This is a genomic window from Salinibacterium sp. CAN_S4 (assembly GCF_015752305.1).
GTDB lineage: Bacteria > Actinomycetota > Actinomycetes > Actinomycetales > Microbacteriaceae > Rhodoglobus.
Genome location: NZ_JADOVB010000001.1, coordinates 596,544 through 619,772, shown reverse-complemented (window position 1 = coordinate 619,772; position 23,229 = coordinate 596,544). Strand labels below are relative to the sequence as shown.

Sequence of the window (23,229 nt, the reverse complement as noted above, 5' to 3'; positions counted from 1 at the left end):
ACCACCATGTTGAGAATTGCCATCCCGAACAAGGGATCGCTGAGCGAGACCGCTGCCGACATGCTCGCCGAGGCCGGCTACACGGGTCGTCGTGACCCGAGGGCCCTGAGCGTGCGCGACGAGCGCAACGACGTCGAGTTCTTCTACCTCCGCCCCCGCGACATCGCGACCTATGTGGGCTCCGGCGCCCTCGACGTCGGCATTACGGGCCGCGACCTGCTGCTCGATTCCCGCAGCCCCGCGCGCGAGATCACCACCCTCGACTTCGGCGCCTCCACCTTCAGGTTCGCCGCGGCGCCCGGCCGCTTCACCGACCTCGCCGGTCTCGAGGGACAGCGGGTGGCAACGAGCTACCCCGCCCTCGTCGGCGACTTCCTGGCACGACAGGGCGTGCAGGTCACCATCGTGTCACTCGACGGCGCCGTCGAATCCGCCGTCAAACTCGGGGTCGCGGATGCCGTCGCCGACGTGGTCTCGACCGGATCCACGTTGAGGGCCCAGGGCCTCGAGATCTTCGGACCGGTCATCCTCGACTCGACGGCTGTGCTCATCAGCGCCCAGGACGGACTTCCGGGGATCACCACGCTGCAGCGCCGGTTGCAGGGAGTGCTCGTCGCGAGACAGTACGTGCTCATGGACTACGACGTGAGGCTCGAGCACCTCGAGCGGGCCACTGCCGTGACTCCCGGGCTCGAGAGCCCGACGATCTCGCCGATGCAGGATCCGGAGTGGGTGGCCGTGCGAGCGATGGTTCCCCGTGCCGACACCAACCAGGTGATGGATGCCCTCTACGAGGTCGGGGCTCGCGCCATCCTCGTCAGTTCCATTCACGCCGCACGCATATGACGGTCGCGGTGCGGGTCATCGCCTGCCTGGACGTTTCTGCCGGCCGGGTCGTCAAGGGCGTTAATTTTCTCGACCTGAGGGATGCCGGTGACCCCGTCGAGCTCGCCCGCACCTATTACGAGCAGGGCGCAGACGAGATCACGTTCCTCGACGTCACGGCCACCGTCGATGCGCGCGCGACCATGTACGACGTCGTGCGGGCGACGGCAGAGCAGGTCTTCATCCCGCTGACCGTCGGCGGGGGAGTGCGGACCGCCGACGATGTCGCGAGGTTGCAGGCTCACGGTGCCGACAAGATCGGTGTCAACAGCGCCGCGATCGCACGACCGGAGCTTCTGGGCGAGATCGCCGACAGGTTCGGCGCGCAGGCTCTCGTGCTCTCCCTCGATGTGAAACGCAGTGGCGGACGGTTCGTCGTCACCACGCACGGCGGCCGCACAGAGACCAGTCTCGATGCCCTCGAGTGGGCTCGTGAAGCGATCGAGCGTGGTGCCGGCGAGCTGCTCGTCAATTCGATCGACGCCGACGGCACGAAACGCGGATTCGACCTCGAGCTGATCACGGCCATGCGTGAGATCAGCAGCGTCCCCGTCATCGCGAGCGGAGGCGCCGGGGCGCTTGAGCACTTCGCGCCCGCGATCGCTGCCGGCGCAGACGCTGTGCTCGCGGCATCCGTGTTCCACAATGGTGAATTGACGGTGGGCGAGATCAAGCACGCCCTCCACGGATCCGGGATGGTTGTGCGATGAGCGAATTGACCTCAGAGACGGTCGGCGCCGTGATCGAGCGTGCGACATTCGATCGTGACGGACTCCTGCCCGCCATCATCCAGCAGTGGGACAGCCGCGAGGTCCTCATGCTCGGCTATATGAACGCCGAAGCGCTGCGCCGAACTCTCACCGAGGGTCGGGTCACATTCTGGAGCCGCAGCCGAAGCGAGTTCTGGCGCAAGGGTGACACGAGTGGCAACGCGCAATTCGTGCGCGGGGCTGCGCTGGATTGCGACGCGGACACCCTCCTCGTCATGGTCGACCAGCACGGCCCGGCCTGCCACACCGGTGCACACGCCTGCTTCGACGTCGATCCGCTCGAACCCGCGGTAGGAGCACCCGATGCATAACTCGACGACGGCCGAAGACTTCACGCTCAGGCTGGAGGCTGGCCATCGCGTCGTTCCCGTGATCCGGGAGATTTTCGCCGACGGTGAGACGCCGGTGGGTGTCTATCGCAAGCTGGCCGAGGGAAAGCCGGGCACCTTCCTGCTCGAATCCGCCGAGCAGGGCGGAATCTGGTCGAGGTTCTCGTTCGTGGGTGTCTCGAGTTTCGGGGTGCTGACCCAGGATGGCGATTCGGCCACGTGGCTGGACTACGGCCTGCCCGTGGAGCGTGCGCTCGGAGCCGAGCACCCGACCGAGCCGCTCGCTGCGCTCGGACACCTCTATGAGCGCTGGAACACGCCGAAGGTCGACGGTCACCCGCCCCTGACGGGTGGACTCGTCGGATTCATCGGCTGGGAAGCGGTGCGTCAGCTCGAGCACCTGCCGAACATCCCGCCCGCCGAGTTCTCCGTCCCCGGGCAGGCGATGAGCTTCGTCTCCGAGCTCGTCGTGCTCGACCACCGGTTCGGTACCGTCATGCTCATCGCCGCCGCCCTCAATGACGGCACAGTCGAGCGTGACGTGCTGTGGGGCGACGCGCAGCGTCGACTCGACGCCATGCAGCACGCCATCTCGCAACCCACGAGTGCCTGGCTCGCCGACGTAGACCTGTCGATCGTGCCAGAACCGACTTCGCGCACCGAGCCTGCCGACTATCTCGCCGCGATCACGAGGTCGAAGACGTACATCAGGGACGGTGACGTCTTCCAGGTGGTCATTTCGCAGCGATTCGACCTGGAGGTGACAGCAGAGCCGATCGACGTGTACCGGGTGCTCCGCACGCTGAACCCGTCGCCATATATGTACCTGCTCACCCTGGTGGGGACCGACGGCGAACCGTATTCGATCGTCGGGGCAAGCCCTGAAGCGCTCGTCAAAGTGTCGGGCGAGCGGGTCTACATGCATCCGATTGCCGGATCCCGGCCGCGTGGGGACACCCCTGAGCGCGACAGCGAGCTGGCCGACGAGTTGCTGGCCGATCGTAAGGAGCAGGCCGAACATCTCATGCTCGTGGACCTGGCCCGGAACGATCTCCAGAAGGTCTGCACTCCCGGGACCGTAGAGGTCACCGAGTTCATGCAGGTGGAGCGATTCAGCCACATCATGCACCTGGTGTCATCGGTCGAAGGCGATCTGACCGCTGAAGCGAACTCCATCGATGTGTTCCGCGCGACGTTCCCCGCCGGAACACTCTCTGGTGCACCGAAGCCGAGGGCGCTGGAGATCATCGACGAGCTGGAGCCGGCGCAGCGCGGCGTGTACGGGGGAGTCGTCGGGTATTTCGACTTCGCCGGCGACGCGGATCTTGCGATCGCCATCCGCACCGCGACGATCGTGGGAGGCGTCGCTCACGTGCAGGCGGGTGCGGGGCTCGTTGCCGACTCCGACCCGGCCGCCGAAGACCAGGAGGCCCACAACAAAGCGGCTGCCCCGCTGCGGGCCGTCGCCGTGGCGAATGCGATGCGGCGCATCCCGTGACCTCCGCTCGCGCCAGGCTGCTACTCATCGTCGCCGGGGCGGCCCTGGGAGGCCTGCTCCTGCTGAGCTGGACCCAGTCGTGGTTCTCTCTCGTCCTCGAGGGTGGGCAACCGCTGGATGTCGACGGCCAGTCCGCCGCTCCCGGGTTGTCTGCACTCGGGCTGGCGTGCCTCGCGCTCGCTGGCGCACTGGCGATCGCGGGCCGAGTGCTCAGGATCGTGTTGGGCGTCGTCGAATCGCTCATCGGTGTCGTCGTGCTCGTCACGGCCATCTCTGCGATAGCAGCGCCGGTCGCTGCCTCGTCACCCGCCATCACCGAGGCCACCGCCGTCAGCGGCCCGGAGTCCATCGCCGCGATCGTCACATCAGTATCGATCGCGGCCTGGCCGTGGCTTGCCGTTCTGGCCGGCGCGCTCGTCGTGGTGAACGGCGCAGCCGTGGCCATCCTCTCGCCGCGCTGGCCCGGACCCAGCCGCAAATACGACGCGGTCGATGCCACCCCGGCCGACGACACCACGACGCCCCTCGGCGCCTGGGATTCGCTGAGTGGCGGCTCGGATCCCACGACCCGCTGACCGCGTCCGCGACCGCGGCGACCCCGGTCATCCGGCTAGAATTGACTACGTACCTCTAGGAAATGGAGCATGATGAGCATCGAGTCTGAGCCCGGCCACGGAAACTCACCGGCGGCCTGGACGGCCGTCATCATCATGCTGGTCGCGTTCGCGATCGGCACCCTCGCATTCTGGCTTAACATCGCATGGCTCGTCTTCGCATCGGCCGGCCTGTTGGTTGTCGGTGCGCTGACCGGTCTCGTCCTGGCACGACTCGGCTACGGGGTCGGTGGGGATAAGCTCACCCCGACTCCCCACGCCTAGTGCTAGCCGATCTGGTCGCAGGGGCTCTCGCCGACGCCGCGGTTCGCCGCTCGCTCCGCAGCCTCGCCGACCTCGAAGCCGAAGCCACGAGCCGCGCCCCCGCGCTCGATGTGCTCGAGGCGCTCGCGCCGCGAGACACGGTGCACATCATCGCCGAGATCAAGCGGGCGAGCCCGTCCCGCGGTGCTCTCGCCGAGATCCCCGATCCTGCGTCGCTCGCCGAGGCATACCAACTGGGCGGAGCCAGCGCGATCAGCGTGCTGACGGAGGGTCGCAAGTTCGGTGGATCCCTGGCCGACCTCGAAGCCGTCCGCGCAGTCACATCGCTTCCCGTCCTGCGTAAGGACTTCATCGCCGAGCCGTACCAGGTGCTGGAGGCGAGGGCTGCGGGCGCGGACCTCGTGTTGCTGATCGTGGCAGCACTCGACCAGCCGACGTTGTCGAGCCTCTTCAGGCTCGTCAATGAGCTGGGGATGACTCCTCTCGTCGAGGCACATTCGGCCGAAGAAGTCGACCGAGCGCTCGATCTCGGTGCAGACATCGTGGGCGTCAATGCGCGCGACCTCAGCACGTTCGAGCTCGACCAGGATCTCTTCGGTTCACTCGCGGACATGATCCCGAGCGGCGTGATCCGGGTCGCTGAATCCGCCGTCAAGCATCCTGCCGATGTCGCCCACTACCGCAGGGCCGGCGCCGATGTGGTGCTCGTGGGCGAAGCTCTTGTCACCCACGGTGACCCCGCACACACTCTCAGGGAGTTTTTGGCATCATGAACCTTCGCGATGAACTAGGCCCGTATTTCGGCGAATTCGGCGGACGGTTCGTCCCCGAATCGCTCATCGCCGCTCTGGACGATCTGGATGCCGCATACACGGCCGCGAAGGCGGATCCGTCCTTCGCCGCCGAGCTCACCGAGCTCCACAAGACCTACAGCGGCCGACCGTCGATCATCACGGAGGTACCGAGGTTCGCGGAGCACGCCGGCGGTGCTCGCATCATCCTGAAGCGTGAAGACCTCAACCACACGGGGTCGCACAAGATCAACAACGTGCTCGGCCAGGCGCTGCTCACCAAGCGCATCGGTAAGTCGCGGGTGATCGCCGAGACGGGAGCCGGGCAACACGGCGTCGCCACGGCCACGGCAGCCGCGCTCTTCGGGCTCGAGTGTGTCGTCTACATGGGGGAGGTCGATACCGAGCGCCAGGCCCTGAACGTCGCCAGGATGAGGCTGCTCGGAGCCGAGGTCATTCCGGTGACCACAGGCTCGCGCACCCTGAAAGACGCCATCAACGAGGCCTACCGGGAGTGGGTCACGAGCGTCGACACCACCAACTACATCTTCGGCACCGTGGCGGGCCCGCATCCGTTCCCGACCATGGTCAGGGACTTCCAGAAGATCATCGGCGAAGAAGCCAAGCGCCAGGTGCTCGAACTGACGGGAAAGCTTCCGGATGCTGTCACCGCCTGTGTCGGTGGCGGCAGCAACGCGATGGGTATCTTCCACGCGTTCCTCGACGACCCGGATGTCGCGCTCTATGGCTACGAGGCTGCCGGCGATGGGCACCTCACCGAACGTCACGCCGCCACGATCTCGCGCGGCCGCCCCGGTGTGCTGCACGGCGCACACAGCTACATGCTCCAGGATGCCGACGGTCAGACTGTGGAGTCCCACTCGATCTCCGCCGGCCTGGACTACCCCGGAATCGGCCCCGAGCACTCATGGCTCCACGACATCGGAAGGGCCACCTACCTTCCCGTGACCGACGACGAGGCCATGCAGGCGCTGCGGCTGCTCAGCAGGACCGAAGGCATCATCCCCGCGATCGAGTCCGCGCACGCCCTCGCTGGCACGCTCGAACTGGGGAAGCAGCTGGGTCCGGATGCCGTCATCCTCGTGAACCTCAGCGGTCGCGGCGATAAAGACATGGAGACCGCCGCGAAGTACTTCGACATCCTCGACACCGCGGCTCTCGTCGCCGAAGACGCCGCGTCCCTCGAATCCGCAGCCCCTGGGGTCGAGCGATGAGCACTGTCGAATCGACGATCGCCGCTCGCAAGGCCGCGGGATCCGGTGCACTCATCGGTTACCTGCCTGCGGGCTTCCCCGACCTGCAGTCGAGCATCGACGCCGCGGTCGCCCTCGTGGAGAACGGTGTCGACATCATCGAGCTCGGTATCCCGTATACCGATCCGGTGATGGATGGCCTGGTCATCCAGGAGGCGACACAACAGGCGCTGGAGAACGGCTTCAAGCTCGAGCACGCCTTCGAGGCAGTCTCGGCGATCACCGACCGGGTGTCGGCGCCAGTTCTCGTCATGACCTACTTCAACCCTGTGCTGCAGTACGGAGTCGAACGCTTTGCCGACGACCTCGTTGCTGCGGGTGGTGCCGGGCTCATCACTCCGGACCTCACCGCTGACAACGCGACGTCATGGCTGACGGCAGCCGAGCGCGCCGATCTCGATCACGTATTCCTGGCCGCCCCCTCGTCCTCCGGCGCGAGGCTCAGGCTCGCCGTGGAGAAGAGTCGCGGCTTCGTCTACGCCGTATCCACGATGGGCATCACGGGTGCGCGAGCGGATGTCGACAGCGCTGCGCGCAGTCTCGTGTCGCGCCTTCGCGAGGCTGGCTCGACGAGTGCCTGTGTCGGGGTGGGTATCTCGACTGCCGACCAGGTGCGCGAAGTACTCGACTACGCCGACGGTGCCATCGTCGGGTCGGTACTCGTGAAGGCGCTGGCCGACGGCGGAGTGCCAGCCGTTGCCCGAACCGCTGCAGCATTGTCAACGGGTACGCTTGCGTAGTTCGGAACGGCTCCCGTAGCCCTCGACTGCTTCAGCGCTCAGTTGACTCAGCTTCACCTCAGTCTCATCTCAGAAAGGCGACCGGTATGCCACTTATGCCGCTCAGCATTCCCAGCCCGCCCGAAGAGTGGCAGATCCCGATCACGATTCCGATCGGGTGGCTGCACGGCCTGATTCCGGCCATCGGTGAGACCCAGGTCATCGCGATCCACACCTATGCGCTCTGCATTCTCGCCGGCATCATTGCCGCGACGGTCCTGGTCAACAGCAGGCTCACGAGGCGCGGTGTCGAATCCGGGGTCGTTCTCGATGTGATCATCTGGGCCGTGCCGCTCGGTCTCGTCGGCGCTCGTGCCTATCACGTGCTGACGCATCCGGCAGATTATTTCTATGACGGTGCGGACCCGTGGGAGGTCGTCCGCATCTGGAACGGCGGAAACGCCCTCTTCGGTTCCCTGATCGGTGGTGCTGTCGGAGCATGGATCGGGTGCAGGCTGGCGGGGATCCGTTTCTGGACCTTCGCCGACGCCCTGGCTCCCGCGATGCTGCTCGCCCAGGCACTCGGCCGACTCGGCAACTACTTCAACCACGAACTCTTCGGCCAGCCGACCGACCTTCCCTGGGGTCTCGAGGTCGAGTCCACGAACCCCGCATTCCCGGTCGGGCTCGCCGAGGGCACGCTCTTCCATCCCACCTTCCTGTACGAGATGATCTGGAACGTCGTCGGCATCGTCTTCCTGCTGACGATGGAACGCCGATTCAGGCTCGTGACGAAGACTGTCGGCGGGCTGAAGCTTCCCGTTCCGGTGGGCGACGCGGTCACCCGACTGCAGTGGGGCAAAGTCTGGGCCCTCTACATGATCTGGTACGGCGTCGGTCGTGCCTGGTTCGAGTCGATAAGGGTCGATCCGAGTGAGGTCTTCTTCGGGATCCGTACGAATGTGTGGGGTGCGATCATTGCGATCGTGCTCGGAATCGCACTGTTCCTGTACCAGTCGCGCCGCCACCCCGGCGTCGAGCCGAGCCCGTACGTCCCGGGTCACGAGGGCAGAGGGGGAGGTGCTGTAGACTCGACAGAGACCTACTCAGACACTGACGAACCCGGCGATGAAGCCCTCGCAGAGTCTGACTCGCTCGCCACAAGCGGCACTGGTACGACTCGTCCCTAACATCCCGGGCGATCTTTCCCTTAGGGCCGCCGATGTCCCCCACCGCAAGTCAAGTTGTGTTCAGGCACATTCGTGAGGACGGTTGCCATGGCGGTCACGCCAGCTTTCGAGCGTTTCAGTTCAATACCCAGCGCGACGGGTCTCTACGACCCTCGGCGTGAACGGGATGCCTGCGGGCTCGCGATGGTCGCAACGCTGCGGGGCACCGCCGGGCACGACATCATCGATACAGCTCTCAGCGCGCTCAGAAACCTCGAACACCGGGGCGCCGTGGGTTCTGATGCTGGCACCGGCGATGGCGCCGGAATCGTCACCCAGATTCCCGACGAGTTCCTGCGCGCGGTGGCAGGATTCGAGCTTCCCGAGGTCGGCCGCTACATCGTCGGAATGGCGTTCCTGCCCACAGACGAGGTCGAGCGAGAGTCGATCAGATCCGCTATCGCGACGCTGGCGGAGGACGAGAACCTCAGCGTGCTGGGCTGGCGCGAGGTTCCTGTCGAGCCCGACAACCTCGGCAACCTCGCCCGCGAGGCCATGCCGTCATTCGAGCAGGTGTTCCTCCAGTCCACCCGCACCGACGACGCCGGACCCGTGGGTGGTATGGATCTCGAGCGCCAGGCATTCAGGCTGCGCAAGCGGGCCGAGCACGAACTCCATGCCTACTTCCCGTCGCTGTCGTCCCGCACCCTCGTCTACAAGGGCATGGTGACGACCCTCCAGCTCGAGCCGTTCTACCCGGACCTGTCCGACGAGCGATTCGCGTCGAAGCTGGCGCTGGTGCACTCGCGGTATTCGACGAACACATTCCCGTCCTGGCCGCTGGCCCAGCCGTTCAGGATGATCGCCCACAACGGCGAGATCAACACGGTGCAGGGCAACCGCAACTGGATGCGCGCCCGACAGTCACAGCTCGAGAGCGATGTGCTCGGCGACATCCGGTCGATCCTCCCCATCAACACCGATGGCGCGAGCGACTCCGCATCGTTCGACGAGGTCGTGGAACTGCTGAACCTCGCGGGGCGTTCGCTGCCGCACGCCATGATGATGATGGTGCCAGAGGCCTATGAGAACCAGACGGATGTCGATCCAGCCCGCCGCGCGTTCTACGAGTACCACTCCATGCTCATGGAGCCCTGGGACGGCCCTGCCGCTCTCGTCTTCACCGACGGATCGCTTGTGGGGGCCACCCTCGACCGCAACGGGCTGCGCCCCGGGCGTTACCTCGTCACCGACGAGGGTCTCGTCGTGCTGGCGAGCGAGATCGGCGTGCTCGACATCGAGCCGAGCCGCGTCGTGCGCAAGGGTCGGCTTCGCCCGGGCAAGATGTTCCTCGTCGACACCGAGCAGGGTCGCATCATCGAGGACGACGAAATCAAGGCAGAGCTCGCCGCAGCCGAGCCGTGGGCCGAATGGCTCGAGTCCGGTCGGATCGCGCTGAAGGATCTCCCACAGCGCGAGCACATCGTGCACACCCCGGCATCGGTGATCCGGCGCCAGCGCACCTTCGGTTACACCGAAGAAGAGCTGCGCATCCTGATCACGCCCATGGCGCAGAACGCCGCAGAGCCTCTCGGCGCGATGGGCTCGGACACCCCGATCGCGGTGCTGTCGGATCGGCCGCGGCTGCTGTTCGACTACTTCACCCAGCAGTTCGCGCAGGTGACCAACCCCCCGCTCGACTCGATTCGGGAAGAAGTCGTCACCTCGATGAAATCGGGCCTGGGGCCGGAGCGCAACCTCCTGACGGCTACTCCGGAGCACGCCAAGCAGATCTCGCTCGACTTCCCGGTAATCGACAACGACGAACTGGCGAAGATCCAGCATTTCGAGACCTCGAGCGGTCGGCGTCCGACCGTCACCCTGCGCGCCCTCTACCGCGTCGACAAGGGCGAGAAGGCCATGGAGAAGCGGCTCGCAAAGCTCTGCTCCGAGGTGGATGAGGCTATCCGCAGCGGGGCCCAGTTCATCGTGATCTCCGACCGCGACTCGAACAAGGATCTCGCACCGATCCCGTCACTGCTGTCCCTGGCGGCAGTGCACCACCACCTGATCCGCGAAGAGAATCGCATGAAGGTCGGGCTCATCGTCGAGGCCGGGGACGTTCGTGAGGTTCATCACGTCGCTCTCCTCGTGGGATACGGTGCGTCGGCGATCAACCCGTACCTAGCCATGGAAACAGCAGAAGAGCTCGTGCGCAGCGGGATGATCCAGGGGCTGACGACAGAGAAAGCTGTCGGCAACCTGATCAAGGGTCTCGGCAAAGGCGTGCTGAAGATCATGTCGAAGATGGGAATCTCCGTCGTCGGCTCCTACGCGGGAGCACAGGCCTTCGAGGCCGTCGGTCTCGGGCAGGCCTTCGTCGACCAGTACTTCACCGGCACATCGACACTGCTCGGCGGGGTGGGAATCGACGTGATCGCTGCGGAGAGCGCCGCCCGGCACGCTGCGGCATACCCGGAAGACGGGGCCACGAGCCCGCACGAGCGGCTCACCACTGGCGGCGAGTACCAGTGGCGTCGCGAGGGCCCGCCACATCTCTTCAACCCCGAGACGGTATTCAGACTTCAGCATGCCACGCGGTCCCGCCGGTACGACATCTTCCGCGAATACACGAAGCTCGTCGACGACCAGGCCGAGAACCTGATGACACTGCGCGGACTCTTCTCGATCAAGGAAGGCGTCCGGCCTGTCGTCCCCATCGACGAGGTGGAGCCCGTCGAGTCGATCGTCAAGCGCTTCAACACCGGTGCGATGAGCTACGGATCCATCAGCCAGGAAGCGCACGAGACCATGGCGATCGCCATGAACCAGCTCGGCGGCAGGTCCAACACGGGTGAGGGCGGAGAGGACGTCGAACGGCTCCTCGACCCCGAGCGTCGCAGTGCGATCAAGCAAGTCGCCTCCGGCCGGTTCGGTGTCACGAGCATGTATCTCACGCACGCCACAGACATCCAGATCAAGATGGCCCAGGGTGCAAAGCCCGGCGAGGGCGGCCAGCTGCCCGCCAACAAGGTCTATCCGTGGATCGCGCGGACCCGGCACGGCACCGCGGGAGTGGGGCTCATCTCGCCGCCGCCGCATCACGACATCTACTCGATCGAAGATCTCAAGCAGTTGATCTTCGACCTCAAGCGCGCCAACCCTGCGGCCCGGGTGCACGTCAAGCTCGTGAGCCAGTCCGGGATCGGTGCTGTAGCCGCCGGAGTCACGAAGGCTCTCGCCGACGTCGTGCTGGTATCCGGTCACGACGGTGGCACGGGCGCGAGCCCGCTGAACTCCCTCAAGCACGCGGGAACGCCGTGGGAGATCGGGCTGGCTGAGACGCAGCAGACCCTCATGCTCAACGGCATGCGTGACCGCGTCGTCGTGCAGGTCGACGGCCAGATGAAGACCGGTCGCGACGTCATCATCGGCGCGCTGCTCGGAGCCGAGGAATACGGATTCGCGACAGCTCCACTCGTGGTCTCTGGCTGCATCCTGATGCGGGTCTGTCACCTCGACACGTGCCCCGTGGGCGTCGCCACCCAGAACCCCGAGCTCCGGGCGCGCTTCACCGGCAAGCCGGAGTTCATCGTCAATTTCTTCGAGTTCCTGGCGCAGGAGGTACGCGAGTACCTGTCCGCTCTCGGATTCCGCAGTCTCGACGAGGCGATCGGTCACAGCGAACTGCTGGATGCCGCTCGCGCCGTCGAGCACTGGAAGGCCGATGGTCTCGACCTGAGCCCGGTGTTCGCCGGACCGGACTTCAGCGAGGACGAGCCACGGATCAACCGCGTAAGCCAGGATCACGAGCTCGAGAAGCACTTCGATCGCCAGCTGATCAGGCTCAGCGCCGACGCACTCGACCACGGCACACCCGTCGTCATCGAATTGCCCATCCGGAACACCGAACGCGCCGTGGGTACGATGCTCGGTCACGAAGTGACGGTGCGGCACGGCGAGAACGGCCTGCCCAACGGCACCATCGAGGTGCGCCTGACGGGGACCGCAGGCCAGTCGCTCGGGGCGTTCATGCCCGCGGGCATCTCCCTGCGCCTCGAGGGCGACAGCAACGACTATGTCGGTAAGGGGCTGTGCGGCGGGCAGATCGTCATCCGGCCGAGCGCGTCGAGCACGTTCCCCGCAGAGCAGAATGTGATCGCCGGCAACGTGATCGGCTACGGCGCCACGCAGGGCAGCATGTTCCTGCGCGGTATCGTGGGCGAACGGTTCCTGGTGCGAAACTCGGGAGCCACGGCGGTCGTCGAGGGTGTGGGAGACCATGCCCTGGAGTACATGACCGGTGGACTGGCCGTCATTCTCGGCGAGACAGGCCGCAACCTCGGCGCGGGAATGTCGGGTGGAACGGCGTATATCTACGACCTGGCGACCGAGCGCGTCAACGCGGATTCGCTGCGCACCGGCGAGCTCACCCTCGTGCCGCTCGGCAGCGCCGACGTGGAGATCCTGAGTGACCTGCTCCAGCGACACCTCGACGAGACGGGCTCAGCGGTCGCCGAGGCGATGCTGGCCGATCTGGATGCCGCGATCGACCGTTTCACCAAAGTTCTGCCGCGCGACTACGCTGCGGTACTGCAGACACGCCAGACGGCGATCGACGAGGGGCTCGACCCCGACGGCGATGTGACCTGGGCTCGAATCATGGAGGTGACCGGTGGCTGATCCCAAGGGATTCCTGAAGGTACAGCAGCGGGAGACTGCCAAACGCCGCCCCGTGGCGTTGCGGCTCATGGACTGGAAAGAAGTCTACGAGCAGCAGGATTCCTCCGAACTCAAGCGCCAGGCCGGCCGCTGCATGGATTGCGGCATCCCGTTCTGTCACCAGGGCTGCCCCCTCGGCAACCTGATCCCCGAATGGAACGACCTCACGTGGCGCGGAGAGGGTGCCCAGGCGATCGAACGCCTGCACGCGACCAATAACTTCCCAGAGTTCACAGGCAGGCTGTGCCCGGCTCCCTGCGAGAGTTCGTGCGTGCTGGGGATCAATCAGCCCGCTGTGACCATCAAGCAGGTCGAGGTCTCCATCATCGACCAGGCCTTCGCCAATGGGCTCGTCACCCCGCGTCCACCGGAACGGCTCACCGGCAAGACCGTCGCCGTCGTCGGTTCCGGACCCGCCGGTCTCGCTGCCGCCCAGCAGCTGACCAGGGCCGGTCACACCGTTGCCGTCTACGAGCGGGACGACCGCATCGGAGGGTTGCTGCGGTACGGCATCCCCGATTTCAAGATGGAGAAGAAGCACATCGAGCTTCGGATCTCCCAGATGCAGGCCGAGGGGACCCGTTTCCGGGCCGGAGTCGAGATCGGTGTCGACATCAGCTGGAGCGACCTGAAGTCCCGGTATGACGCGGTCATCGTCGCGACGGGCGCTACCGTGCCCCGTGATCTCCCCGTTCCAGGCCGGGACCTCATGGGAGTGCATTTCGCCATGGAATACCTCGTGCAGGCGAATAAGGTCGGCGCTGGCGACACCGTGTCCGAGCAGATTACGGCAGAGGGAAAGCACGTCGTCGTGCTCGGTGGTGGAGATACCGGAGCCGACTGCATCGGAACGTCGCACCGCCAGCGCGCCCTGTCCGTGACGAACCTTGCCATCGGCATCCAGCCGCCCGGTGAGCGCCCCGAGCACCAGCCGTGGCCGATGGCACCGACTCTGTTCGAAGTGTCGAGCGCCCATGAAGAGGGCGGCGAGCGTGTCTACCTCGCGTCCACCGTCGAATTCCTGTCGAACGACGCAGGGGAGGTCAGGGCGATCCGGGTTGCCGAAACCGAGTACATCGACGGTCGTCGCGTTCCGAAGTCGGGCACGGAGCGGGAGATCCCGGCAGACCTGGTTCTTCTCGCGCTGGGTTTCACCGGTCCTGAGTCCGGTTCCATCGATGCCCAGTTGCCCGTGCCTTTCGACAGCAAGGGCAACATCGAGCGCGACGGAATGTACGAGACCAGCGAGGCCGGCGTGTTCGTCGCCGGTGACGCCGGCCGCGGCCAGTCGCTCATCGTCTGGGCCATCGCCGAGGGCCGGGCAGCGGCATCCGCCGTCGATCGTTACCTTGAAGGTGACACACTGTTGCCGTTCCCGGTCAAACCGACCGACCACGGCCTCGCAATCTGACCATCCACCACCACCACCACCACCACCACCACTGCAGTACCCACAGAAGGAAGTTATGAGACGAGCTAAAATCGTCGCGACGCTCGGCCCAGCCACGTCGAGCTACGAGAACATCAGGGCCATCATCGATGCAGGTGTCGATGTCGCCCGCATGAACCTCAGTCACGGCTCATACGCCGTGCACGAAGAGGTCTACGCGAATGTGCGGAAGGCCGCCGAAGACTCCGGGCGCGCCGTCGCCGTCATGGTCGACCTCCAGGGTCCGAAGATCCGCCTGGGCAAGTTCGAGGCTGGCCCCTACGACCTCGCTGTCGGTGACATCTTCAAGATCACCACTGAGGACGTCGTGGGAACCAGGGAGCTGTCCGGCACGACCTTCAAGGGTCTTCCGGATGACGTGTCGCCCGGTGACTTCCTGCTGATCGACGATGGCAAGGTCAAGGTCAGGGTGACCGCGGTCGACGGACCCGTCGTCACGACCGAGGTCGTCGTCGGCGGATTCGTATCGAACAACAAGGGAATCAACCTCCCCGGTGTCGCCGTCAACGTCCCCGCACTCTCCGAGAAAGACGAAGACGATCTGCGCTGGGGCCTCAAGCTCGGTGCAGACCTCATCGCCCTCTCATTCGTGCGTAACGCCGACGACATCATCCGCGTGCACGAGATCATGGCGGAGGAGGGTCGCAAGATCCCGGTCATTGCGAAGATCGAGAAGCCCCAGGCTGTCGATCATCTCGAGGCCATCATCGACGCGTTCGACGCCATCATGGTCGCCCGCGGTGACCTGGGCGTCGAGCTGCCGCTCGAAGCCGTGCCGATCGTGCAGAAGCGCACTGTCGAGTTGGCGCGCCGCATGGCCAAGCCGGTCATCGTCGCGACCCAGATGCTCGAGTCGATGATCTCATCGCCGGTCCCCACTCGCGCCGAAACCTCCGACGTCGCCAACGCCATCCTCGATGGTGCCGACGCTGTCATGTTGTCGGGCGAGACGAGCGTCGGGGAGTACCCGGTCGTCACGGTGCAGACCATGGCTCGCATCGTGGAGTCCACCGAAGAGCACGGGCTGGAACGGATCCCTGAGCTGGGAACGAAACCTCGCACCCAGGGCGGGGCGATCACCCTCGCTGCGGCGGAGGTGGCCGACTTCGTCGATGCCAGGTATGTCTGTGTCTTTACGGAATCCGGCGATTCAGCCCGCCGGATGTCCCGGCTGAGGTTCCGCGTGCCGATGAAGGCGTTCACGCCCGATCCGGCCATCAGGCGCCGCATGTCGCTCATCTGGGGCATCGAGTCGTTCGTGGTGGAGCGCGTGACGCACACTGACGCGATGTACAGGCAGGTCGACGAAGTGCTGCTCGGTGAGGGTCTCGCTGACGTCGGTGACAAGGTCGTGGTCATCTCGGGTTCCCCTCCCGGAATTTCCGGATCCACGAACGACCTGCGGGTACACGTCATCGGCGATGCCGTCAACGCGGCGGCCCCGGTCTGGGAAAACGACGAAGACGACTGATAGTTTCCTGAACACATCGTCTCGGCGGTGCAAATAGCTTTACGCGGGCGCTCTTTCCTCTACAGAATGAACCAAGGGGGAAGAGCGTCCTTCGTTTCGCAGGGCGGGTCTCCCACAACCGGAGGGAATCCATCGTGTCCGAAACAGGGTCGACATCATCCACACCCAGTTCGAGTGGGCCCGAGGGCCGCACCATCCAGGACTGGACCGACATGGGCCGCGAAATGTGGTCATATCTCACCGGTCGCGGAGCGGCAGTAAACTACGAGCTCATCGACATGACGGTCGAGGTTCCCCGTGACATCGGCCCCGATGCACCGAGGGCCACCTGGAAGTTCAACGGCACACTCCGTGTCACCACCAACGATTCCGAGGGTGGCGGGGCTGCCCCCTCGAGCGGGCGATGACTCCCACCCGCCAGCCCAGGGTCACGCTCGACATCGACCTCACGTTCTCGGTCGAAACCGACACAGAGCTGGTCTCAGGCACGGTCCGGGCATCCGGGAGCACTGTAACGGTCTTCGTCGATAATCCGGCAGCGTTCCTGGCTGGCGGGTCCACGCTCCGGGGAGGGATTCCGGAGATCGTCGACAGCCTCGCCGATGAGGGCGTGACGGTGACAGTGGAGGGGCCCAAAGGAGTCGTGGCGTCGATCGGCGCCGTTCGACCGTCCGTACTGTCCCGGCTTGCCTCTGGCTCGACTCACGTCCGCCTCGGGGGAATCCCTGCGCTGATGGATGCCCTGCGGCGGTCGTCCGGATCGCCGGGAATCCCGATGCCTCCATCCACGGTGTTCCCGTTGGTTCCGACCATCAGTCGGCGAGTGAAGCGGCGCGTTACCACCACCCACTACCTGCGGGGGAGCGGGCGACCGCGCCTGATCTTCGTGGTCGGTTCGGAGGTGTGGGACGGCAAGCCTCCCCGCGAATTCGCACTGCTGGATGGCACCACCGTGATCGGATCGGGGGCGGGGGCCGACCTGCGACTCGAGGGACTGGCCCTTCGCCACGCCGAGATCCGACACGACGAGAACGACGACTACGTCTATCACCTGCTCACGCCGCCACCGGCGGGGGAGTTGATCGGTGACGTGCGGGAACTGACCCCCAAAGGTCGCATCCTGCGCACGGGCGCCCGGATCGAGCTCGGACAGTGGCGGATGGGATTCTTCCGCGAGGAGTTCGCGGATCACGGTCGACCATACGGTGGCCGGATCGGGGGAGAACTCGCCCGCCAGAAGCGCCAGCCGGGACCCCGCGGGGAGAGGGCATGACGGCGGCAACCGTCGATCTCCGTTGTGCCGGATGCGGGACTTGAACCCGCACGTCCTTACGAACAAAGCATTTTGAGTGCTCCGCGTCTGCCATTCCGCCAATCCGGCGCACAACAACGCTCAAAAGAATACCGTAGGGTGATATCCGTGACTGACCAGGACTCCACAACTTCAACTCCCAGGAGGGTGGTCGTCGCTGAAGACGAGTCCCTCATCCGCATGGATATCGTCGAGATCCTCAGGGACAACGGTTTCGAGGTCGTCGGCGAGGCAGCCGACGGTGAGACCGCGGTGGCACTCGCCACCGAGTTGCGACCCGATCTCGTCATCATGGATGTCAAGATGCCGCAACTCGATGGAATCTCCGCCGCAGAACGCCTCAGTAAGAACCACATCGCGCCCGTGGTGCTCCTGACGGCGTTCAGCCAGAAGGAGCTCGTGGAGCGGGCCTCGGAGGCGGGAGCCCTCGCCTATGTGGTGAAACCGTTCACTCCGAGCGACCTCCTGCCGGCGATCGAGATCGCGCTGAGCCGTTACACACAGATCATCACCCTCGAAGCCGAGGTCGCCGACCTCGTGGAGCGCTTCGAGACCCGCAAGCTCGTCGACAGGGCCAAGGGCCTTCTCAACGAGAAAATGGGTCTCTCAGAGCCCGAGGCGTTCCGCTGGATCCAGAAGGCCTCCATGGACCGCAGGCTCACCATGCACGACGTGGCCCAGGCCATCATCGAGCAGCTCTCAGCCAAGAAGTAGCTTCCCGCTTCTGACGACGCGTCCCGGCACGTCGTCACCCTGCCTCGAAACTCCAGTTTCGACGGCTCGTCGCCGAAAGCTCGCAACAACTGGAGTTTCGGCGCCCTGAGGCGACCCGCTACCGAAGCGGCCGCATCCTGATCTCGCGAACATGTTCGGATGCGGGGTCCCGAGTCGAGCTCTGTCGGCGTACGGTCAGCGGTCCCGCAGGAAGTTGGTCATGCGGACCGTCGACAGCCGACGACCCTCATCGTCGGTCATGACGATCTCGTGGGTTGCGAGGTTGCGACCGAGGGAGAGTGCAGTGCAGGTGCCAGTCACCCAGCCTGTGGTGACTGATCGGCTGTGCGACGCGTTGATCTCGATCCCCACGGCGAAGCGTCCAGCACCAGCGTGGATAGCGGATGAGATCGATCCGAGGGATTCCGCGAGCACGACGTGCGCACCGCCGTGCAGCAGGCCGATAACCTGCGTGTTGCCATCGACGGGCATTCTCGCGACCGACAACGCCGCTGACAGTTCCAGGTATTCGACGCCCATCTTCACCGATAACTCGCCACCATTGGTCCGTTCGATGATCTCCCGCATCACCGGATCGATGTCGTCGGGAAGCTTGGTCATAATGGTCATCCAGTCCATCCGAGCTGTCGGATGCCGCGGCTAGGCTGGGCACGTGTCGGACATCGAAAAGCCTACCCTCCTCATAATCGACGGTCACTCGCTCGCGTTCAGGGCGTTTTACGCGTTGCCTGTCGACAGTTTCCAGAACAGGGAGGGACAGCACACCAACGCGATCCATGGCTTCCTGTCGATGCTGATCGTGCTGCTGCAGAACGAGAAACCGACGCACCTTGCCGTCGCTTTCGACATCTCCCGCTACTCCTTCCGCACGAGGGAGTACCCGGAATACAAGGGCACGAGAGGCGAGACCCCTCCGGAGTTCGTAGGGCAGATCCCCCTGCTCGAGGAGGCGCTGAAGGCCATGGGGATCGTCACGATCTCGAAAGAGGATTACGAAGCAGACGACATCCTCGCGACCCTGGCGACCCAGGGCGCGGCTGAGGGCTACCGGGTCCTCGTCGTCTCGGGCGACCGCGACGCGATCCAGATGGTGACCCCGAACGTCACGCTGCTCTATCCGAATGCGCGCGGAGTCTCCGAGCTGAAGCGCTACGATCGCGACGCCGTCGTCGAACGGTACGGGATCGAACCCGAGCAGTATCCGGATGTCGCCGCCCTCGTGGGGGAGACCTCAGACAACCTGATCGGTATCGACAAGGTGGGCGAAAAGACCGCGGTCAAATGGATCACCGCTTACGGCAGCCTCGACGAGGTACTCGCCCACGCCGACGAGATCAAGGGCGTCGTCGGCGAGAAGTTGCGCGAGCAGAAGGACCGGGCCGTCCGCAACCGCAAACTCAACCATCTGCTGACCGACGTCGAGCTTCCGGTCGGCCCTACGCAACTGCTTCGCGCTCCGATCAACGTGCCAGCGGTGAGGGAGGTATTCGACAAACTCCAGTTCAAGACGCTTCTTGATCGCGTGCTCAAAATCGCCGGGGCCGAGAACGCCGACGGCACGGCGGACGAGCTCACGGCCAGCGCGCCGTCGAACTCGGTCCCGGTCATCCACACCATGGTCGACGAAGAGCTCGGAAAGTGGATTGCCACCGTGTCGAAGGCAGGAACCCTGCCGCTCGGTCTCCAGGTGGAGACCCAGGACGGGACCGTGACCGGTTTCGGACTCGCTGCCCGTACCGAAACGGCCTTCGTGCCCTGGGCTGCGGGCCGTCCGGATTACACGGCCCTCGAGTCATGGCTCGCCAGCGATGCGCCGAAGCACATGCACGGGTCGAAGGCGCAGCTGAAGATACTGAGGAACGCGGGGCTCGAACTCGAGGGGATCACCTTCGACACGATGCTGGCCGCCTGGCTCATCAAGCCGGGCAGCAAGCCCGAGTCGCTCGAGACCCAGGTGTACGACCACCTGGGCGAGACGCTGCAGCAGTCCGATCCCAACCAGTTGGTGCCGGAGACCGAGGCAGCCAGCCCCGCTACCCAGGCCTGGTACGTGCTGAGGGTCGCAGAATACCTCGCTGACAAGCTCGAGCCGGGTTCGCGCACGGTTCTGGACACCATCGAACTTCCGCTTGTGCCGGCGCTCGCGACGATGGAGCGCACCGGCATCACGATCAATCGTGGGATTCTCGGCGACCTGACTGCCGAACTGGGAGCGAAAGCGGCCGATGCCGCCGCGAAGGCGTACGCCGAGATCGGACGGGAGATCAACCTCGGCAGCCCCAAGCAATTGCAGGAGGTGTTGTTCGACCAACTGGGAATGCCCAAGACCCGCTCCAACAAGACGGGGTTCTCAACCGATGCCGCGAGTCTCGCCGATCTCCAGGAGCAAGCGCCGCATCCGTTCCTCGACCTCCTGCTCCAGCATCGTGACGCTACGAAGCTCATGCAGATCATCACCGGCATCGATAAAGCGGTGGATGCCGGCGGTCGGGTCCACACGACGTATGAGCAGGCCGGCTCCAGCACCGGTCGCATCGCTTCGAACGACCCGAACCTGCAGAACGTTCCGGTCAAGACCGAGGTGGGTCGCCGCATCCGCTCGGCGTTCGAGTCCGGCGCGGAATTCGACACGCTGCTCACCGCCGACTATTCGCAGATCGAGATGCGGATCATGGCTCACCTCTCGGGTGATGAGGGGCTGATCCTGGCGTTCAACGAGGGGGAGGACCTGCACCGCTTCGTCGGCGCGCGCATTTTCGGAGTCGATCCCGCCGACGTAACGCCGGTCATGCGTACCAAGGTGAAGGCGATGTCGTACGGGCTGGCCTACGGGCTCAGCGCGTTCGGGCTGAGCAAACAGCTGCGCATCGAGACCTCGGAAGCGAAGGAACTCATGACTGACTACTTCGCGAGGTTCGGGGCCGTGCGCGAGTATCTCCAGAATGTGGTGGAGCAGGCGCGCGCAGACGGCTACACGACGACAATCTACGGGCGCCGGCGGCCGTTCGGCGACCTCTCGTCGTCGAACCGGGTATTGCGGGAGAACGCGGCACGGCAGGCACTCAACTCTCCGATCCAGGGGACTGCCGCCGACATCCTGAAACTCGCGATGATCCGTATCGATGCGGATCTTACGGAGCAGGACCTGACGTCGAGGATGCTACTCCAGGTGCACGACGAACTGGTCTTCGAGGTCGCCGCCGGCGAGCTCGAGACGGTCACCGGCATCGTGCGCGCCAGGATGGAGGGCGCCGCAGATCTCCGGGTGCCACTCGATGTGCAGATCGGTACCGGCCCGAACTGGGATGCTGCCGCCCACTGATTGAGTCGCCTGGTCAGGGTGACGTCGGCAGGATGACTCTCCCGGGCAATTCGCCGCGGGTCGCGGTTGACATCCGGACATAAACGGACTTATATAAACCCAGAACCACATTTGGTTTGTCCGGATCGTTCGACAACGAGGTCAGTGTGTACGCACCCGAACGTCACCAACAGATCATGGACACCGCGCGTGCCCACGGTCGGGTGGATGTTGCCGGCCTCGCACGGGACCTCGCCGTCACTCCGGAAACCGTACGTCGCGACCTGACGGCCCTGGAACGCAGGGGAGTGCTCCGGAGAGTGCACGGCGGTGCGATTCCGGTCGAACGCCTCGGCAGCGAGCCCGGCATTCCCGACCGCGAGAGTTACTACGCCATCGAGAAGGAGCGCATCGCGCGGGCCGCACTCGATGAGCTGCCCGACGGAGGGTCGATCATCCTCGACGCCGGTACCACGACGGTGCGGCTGGCCGAACTGCTTCCCCTCGATCGCGAACTCACGGTCGTGACCCACTCGATCCCGGTCGCCAGCATCCTGGTGAACCGATCCAATGTGACTCTCCACCTGCTGGGCGGAGTCGTTCGCGGACGCACTCTGGCAGCCGTGGGGGACTGGACCCGCACGCAGATCGCCGACGTCTTCGCCGACGTCGCGTTCATGGGAACGAACGGTCTGAGCGTGGATCGCGGTCTCACCACTCCTGATCTCGCCGAGGCAAGCGTCAAGCGGGCTCTCATCGATGCATCCCGCCGCACCGTGGTGCTCGCGGACCACACCAAGTTCGGTCGTGAGGATTTCGCCCGCGTCGCGCCGCTCAGCGTGATCGACACCGTGATCAGCGACCTGGGTCTCGACGTCGAGCTCGCCGACGACATCGAGAATGCCGGACCGAGGGTGGTGATGGTGTGATCGTCAGCCTGACTCTCAATCCCAGCCTCGATCGCACGATCATTGTCGACAGGCTCGTTCCTGGCGCGGTTCTGCGCACGGGCGAACCCACGCTCGAGCCCGGAGGCAAGGGAGTCAACGTCACCAGGGCGCTGACCTCCAACCGCATCCCGAGCGTCGCCGTGCTGCCCGTCGGCGGACGCGAGGGGGCGGAACTCCAGGATCTTCTGGACGCGGCCCGCGTCGATTTCCGGGCACTGGCGGTGGCAGGTCGGACACGATCGAATATCTCCGTCGTCGATCACGACGGCGCTGTCACCAAGCTCAACGAGCCGGGTTCGGCCCTCCTCGATCACGAAGTGGCTGAATTGGCCGATCTCGTGGCGGAGTGTGTATCGGCAGGCGACTGGGTCGTCATGAGCGGCAGCGTTCCTCCGGGGTTTACGGGGAGGCAGTTGGGCGGATTGATGTCACGACTGACCGACCTCGGCATCCATCTCGCCGTCGACACCAGCGGCGATGCACTGTTAGCAGCGGTAGATGCGCAGCCTCGGCTAATCAAGCCGAACCGCGATGAGCTCGAGGAGATTGCTGGCACGAGTCTCGACTGCATCTCTGACGTCATTGCGGCCGCGACCGACGTGCGTAACCGGGGCGTCGAACTGGTCCTCGTGAGCCTGGGTGCTGACGGCGCGGTTCTCGTGGGGCCGACGGGAGTGCTCGTGGGCACCTCGCGGGTCGAACATCCTCGCAGTACCGTCGGGGCCGGGGACTGCTTCCTGGCAGGCTTTCTCTCCAAATTTTCCGTCGATGAGACGGATGTCGATGCGGCCATGCTCGAGGCACTCGCCTGGGGTGCCGCTGCAACGGCCCTGCCCGGAACCGCGATGCCGGCCAGCGATGCCATCGACTTCACCAACGTCCAGCTGGTGTGGCAGCCAGACCTGGATCGGCCGCTCCTGGCCAGCTGATGTTCTGCCGTCCATTCCCCTATCCCGTACAAAGGAGTACCCGCTC

General features: G+C 65.1%; 20 protein-coding genes and 1 tRNA gene. 19 read left to right on the top strand and 2 right to left on the bottom strand.

Annotation, left to right across the window (positions count from 1 at the left end):
- Nucleotides 1-6 precede the first annotated feature (6 nt).
- From hisG to IWX81_RS03045, 15 genes are all read left to right on the top strand, one after another.
- Entirely contained in the window at nt 7-846 is an 840-nt protein-coding gene (gene hisG, locus IWX81_RS03115) for an ATP phosphoribosyltransferase (RefSeq protein ID WP_199279789.1), read from the top strand.
- Nucleotides 843-1,595, top strand: a complete 753-nt coding sequence (hisF, locus tag IWX81_RS03110) for an imidazole glycerol phosphate synthase subunit HisF (RefSeq protein WP_199279788.1) — start codon at nt 843-845, stop codon at nt 1,593-1,595. The genes hisG and hisF overlap by 4 nt, the downstream gene beginning before the upstream one ends.
- On the top strand, nt 1,592-1,966 hold the full coding sequence (hisI, locus tag IWX81_RS03105) for a phosphoribosyl-AMP cyclohydrolase (protein WP_199279787.1): 375 nt from the start codon (nt 1,592-1,594) through the stop codon (nt 1,964-1,966). The genes hisF and hisI overlap by 4 nt, the downstream gene beginning before the upstream one ends.
- A complete protein-coding gene (locus IWX81_RS03100) occupies nt 1,959-3,482 on the top strand; it encodes an anthranilate synthase component I (RefSeq protein ID WP_199279786.1) in 1,524 nt (507 codons plus the stop codon). The genes hisI and IWX81_RS03100 overlap by 8 nt, the downstream gene beginning before the upstream one ends.
- Nucleotides 3,479-4,057: a Trp biosynthesis-associated membrane protein gene (locus tag IWX81_RS03095; RefSeq protein ID WP_199279785.1), complete on the top strand. Its 579-nt coding sequence runs from the start codon at nt 3,479-3,481 to the stop codon at nt 4,055-4,057. Before IWX81_RS03100 ends, IWX81_RS03095 begins: the two co-directional genes overlap by 4 nt.
- A gap of 72 nt (nt 4,058-4,129) precedes the next feature.
- Complete coding sequence (locus tag IWX81_RS03090; protein WP_199280418.1) at nt 4,130-4,360, top strand: DUF6704 family protein; 231 nt, start codon at nt 4,130-4,132, stop codon at nt 4,358-4,360.
- A complete protein-coding gene (gene trpC / locus IWX81_RS03085) occupies nt 4,360-5,133 on the top strand; it encodes an indole-3-glycerol phosphate synthase TrpC (protein WP_199279784.1) in 774 nt (257 codons plus the stop codon). Before IWX81_RS03090 ends, trpC begins: the two co-directional genes overlap by 1 nt.
- Nucleotides 5,130-6,386: a tryptophan synthase subunit beta gene (trpB, locus tag IWX81_RS03080; RefSeq protein ID WP_199279783.1), complete on the top strand. Its 1,257-nt coding sequence runs from the start codon at nt 5,130-5,132 to the stop codon at nt 6,384-6,386. Before trpC ends, trpB begins: the two co-directional genes overlap by 4 nt.
- Nucleotides 6,383-7,165 carry a tryptophan synthase subunit alpha gene (trpA, locus tag IWX81_RS03075; protein ID WP_199279782.1) on the top strand — a complete coding sequence of 261 codons (783 nt, stop codon included), beginning with the start codon at nt 6,383-6,385 and terminating at the stop codon, nt 7,163-7,165. Before trpB ends, trpA begins: the two co-directional genes overlap by 4 nt.
- Nucleotides 7,166-7,251: 86 nt before the next feature.
- On the top strand, nt 7,252-8,334 hold the full coding sequence (lgt, locus tag IWX81_RS03070; RefSeq protein WP_334592854.1) for a prolipoprotein diacylglyceryl transferase: 1,083 nt from the start codon (nt 7,252-7,254) through the stop codon (nt 8,332-8,334).
- Nucleotides 8,335-8,421: 87 nt separating this feature from the next.
- Nucleotides 8,422-12,996, top strand: coding sequence for a glutamate synthase large subunit (gltB, locus tag IWX81_RS03065; protein ID WP_199279781.1), 4,575 nt, complete (start codon nt 8,422-8,424; stop codon nt 12,994-12,996).
- A complete protein-coding gene (locus tag IWX81_RS03060; RefSeq protein ID WP_199279780.1) occupies nt 12,989-14,446 on the top strand; it encodes a glutamate synthase subunit beta in 1,458 nt (485 codons plus the stop codon). Before gltB ends, IWX81_RS03060 begins: the two co-directional genes overlap by 8 nt.
- A 55-nt stretch (nt 14,447-14,501) precedes the next feature.
- Nucleotides 14,502-15,956 (top strand): pyruvate kinase, encoded by a 1,455-nt coding sequence (gene pyk / locus IWX81_RS03055; RefSeq protein ID WP_199279779.1) that lies wholly within the window; start codon nt 14,502-14,504, stop codon nt 15,954-15,956.
- 212 nt (nt 15,957-16,168) lie between these two features.
- Nucleotides 16,169-16,363: a hypothetical protein gene (locus tag IWX81_RS03050; protein ID WP_334593320.1), complete on the top strand. Its 195-nt coding sequence runs from the start codon at nt 16,169-16,171 to the stop codon at nt 16,361-16,363.
- Nucleotides 16,360-17,229: a hypothetical protein gene (locus tag IWX81_RS03045; RefSeq protein WP_199279777.1), complete on the top strand. Its 870-nt coding sequence runs from the start codon at nt 16,360-16,362 to the stop codon at nt 17,227-17,229. The genes IWX81_RS03050 and IWX81_RS03045 overlap by 4 nt, the downstream gene beginning before the upstream one ends.
- 25 nt (nt 17,230-17,254) lie before the next feature.
- Here the strand turns inward: IWX81_RS03045 and IWX81_RS03040 are convergent.
- Nucleotides 17,255-17,337: transfer RNA gene (locus IWX81_RS03040), tRNA-Leu, on the bottom strand.
- Between the two features lie 39 nt (nt 17,338-17,376).
- Between IWX81_RS03040 and IWX81_RS03035 the strand changes: the two genes are divergently transcribed.
- Nucleotides 17,377-17,982 (top strand): ANTAR domain-containing response regulator, encoded by a 606-nt coding sequence (locus IWX81_RS03035; protein WP_199279776.1) that lies wholly within the window; start codon nt 17,377-17,379, stop codon nt 17,980-17,982.
- 195 nt (nt 17,983-18,177) lie between these two features.
- Here the strand turns inward: IWX81_RS03035 and IWX81_RS03030 are convergent, their stop codons facing one another.
- The gene (locus IWX81_RS03030; RefSeq protein ID WP_442977625.1) at nt 18,178-18,570 is read right to left on the bottom strand and encodes a hotdog fold thioesterase; all 393 of its coding nucleotides are present in this window, start codon (nt 18,568-18,570) and stop codon (nt 18,178-18,180) included.
- Nucleotides 18,571-18,655: 85 nt separating this feature from the next.
- Between IWX81_RS03030 and polA the strand changes: the two genes are divergently transcribed.
- The 3 genes from polA (at nt 18,656) to IWX81_RS03015 (ending at nt 23,183) form a co-directional block, all read left to right on the top strand.
- Entirely contained in the window at nt 18,656-21,325 is a 2,670-nt protein-coding gene (polA, locus tag IWX81_RS03025; protein WP_199279775.1) for a DNA polymerase I, read from the top strand.
- A 146-nt stretch (nt 21,326-21,471) separates the two neighbouring features.
- The gene (locus tag IWX81_RS03020; protein ID WP_199279774.1) at nt 21,472-22,233 is read left to right on the top strand and encodes a DeoR/GlpR family DNA-binding transcription regulator; all 762 of its coding nucleotides are present in this window, start codon (nt 21,472-21,474) and stop codon (nt 22,231-22,233) included.
- Nucleotides 22,230-23,183, top strand: coding sequence for a 1-phosphofructokinase family hexose kinase (locus IWX81_RS03015; RefSeq protein WP_199279773.1), 954 nt, complete (start codon nt 22,230-22,232; stop codon nt 23,181-23,183). The genes IWX81_RS03020 and IWX81_RS03015 overlap by 4 nt, the downstream gene beginning before the upstream one ends.
- The last annotated feature ends 46 nt before the right edge of the window (nt 23,184-23,229 follow it).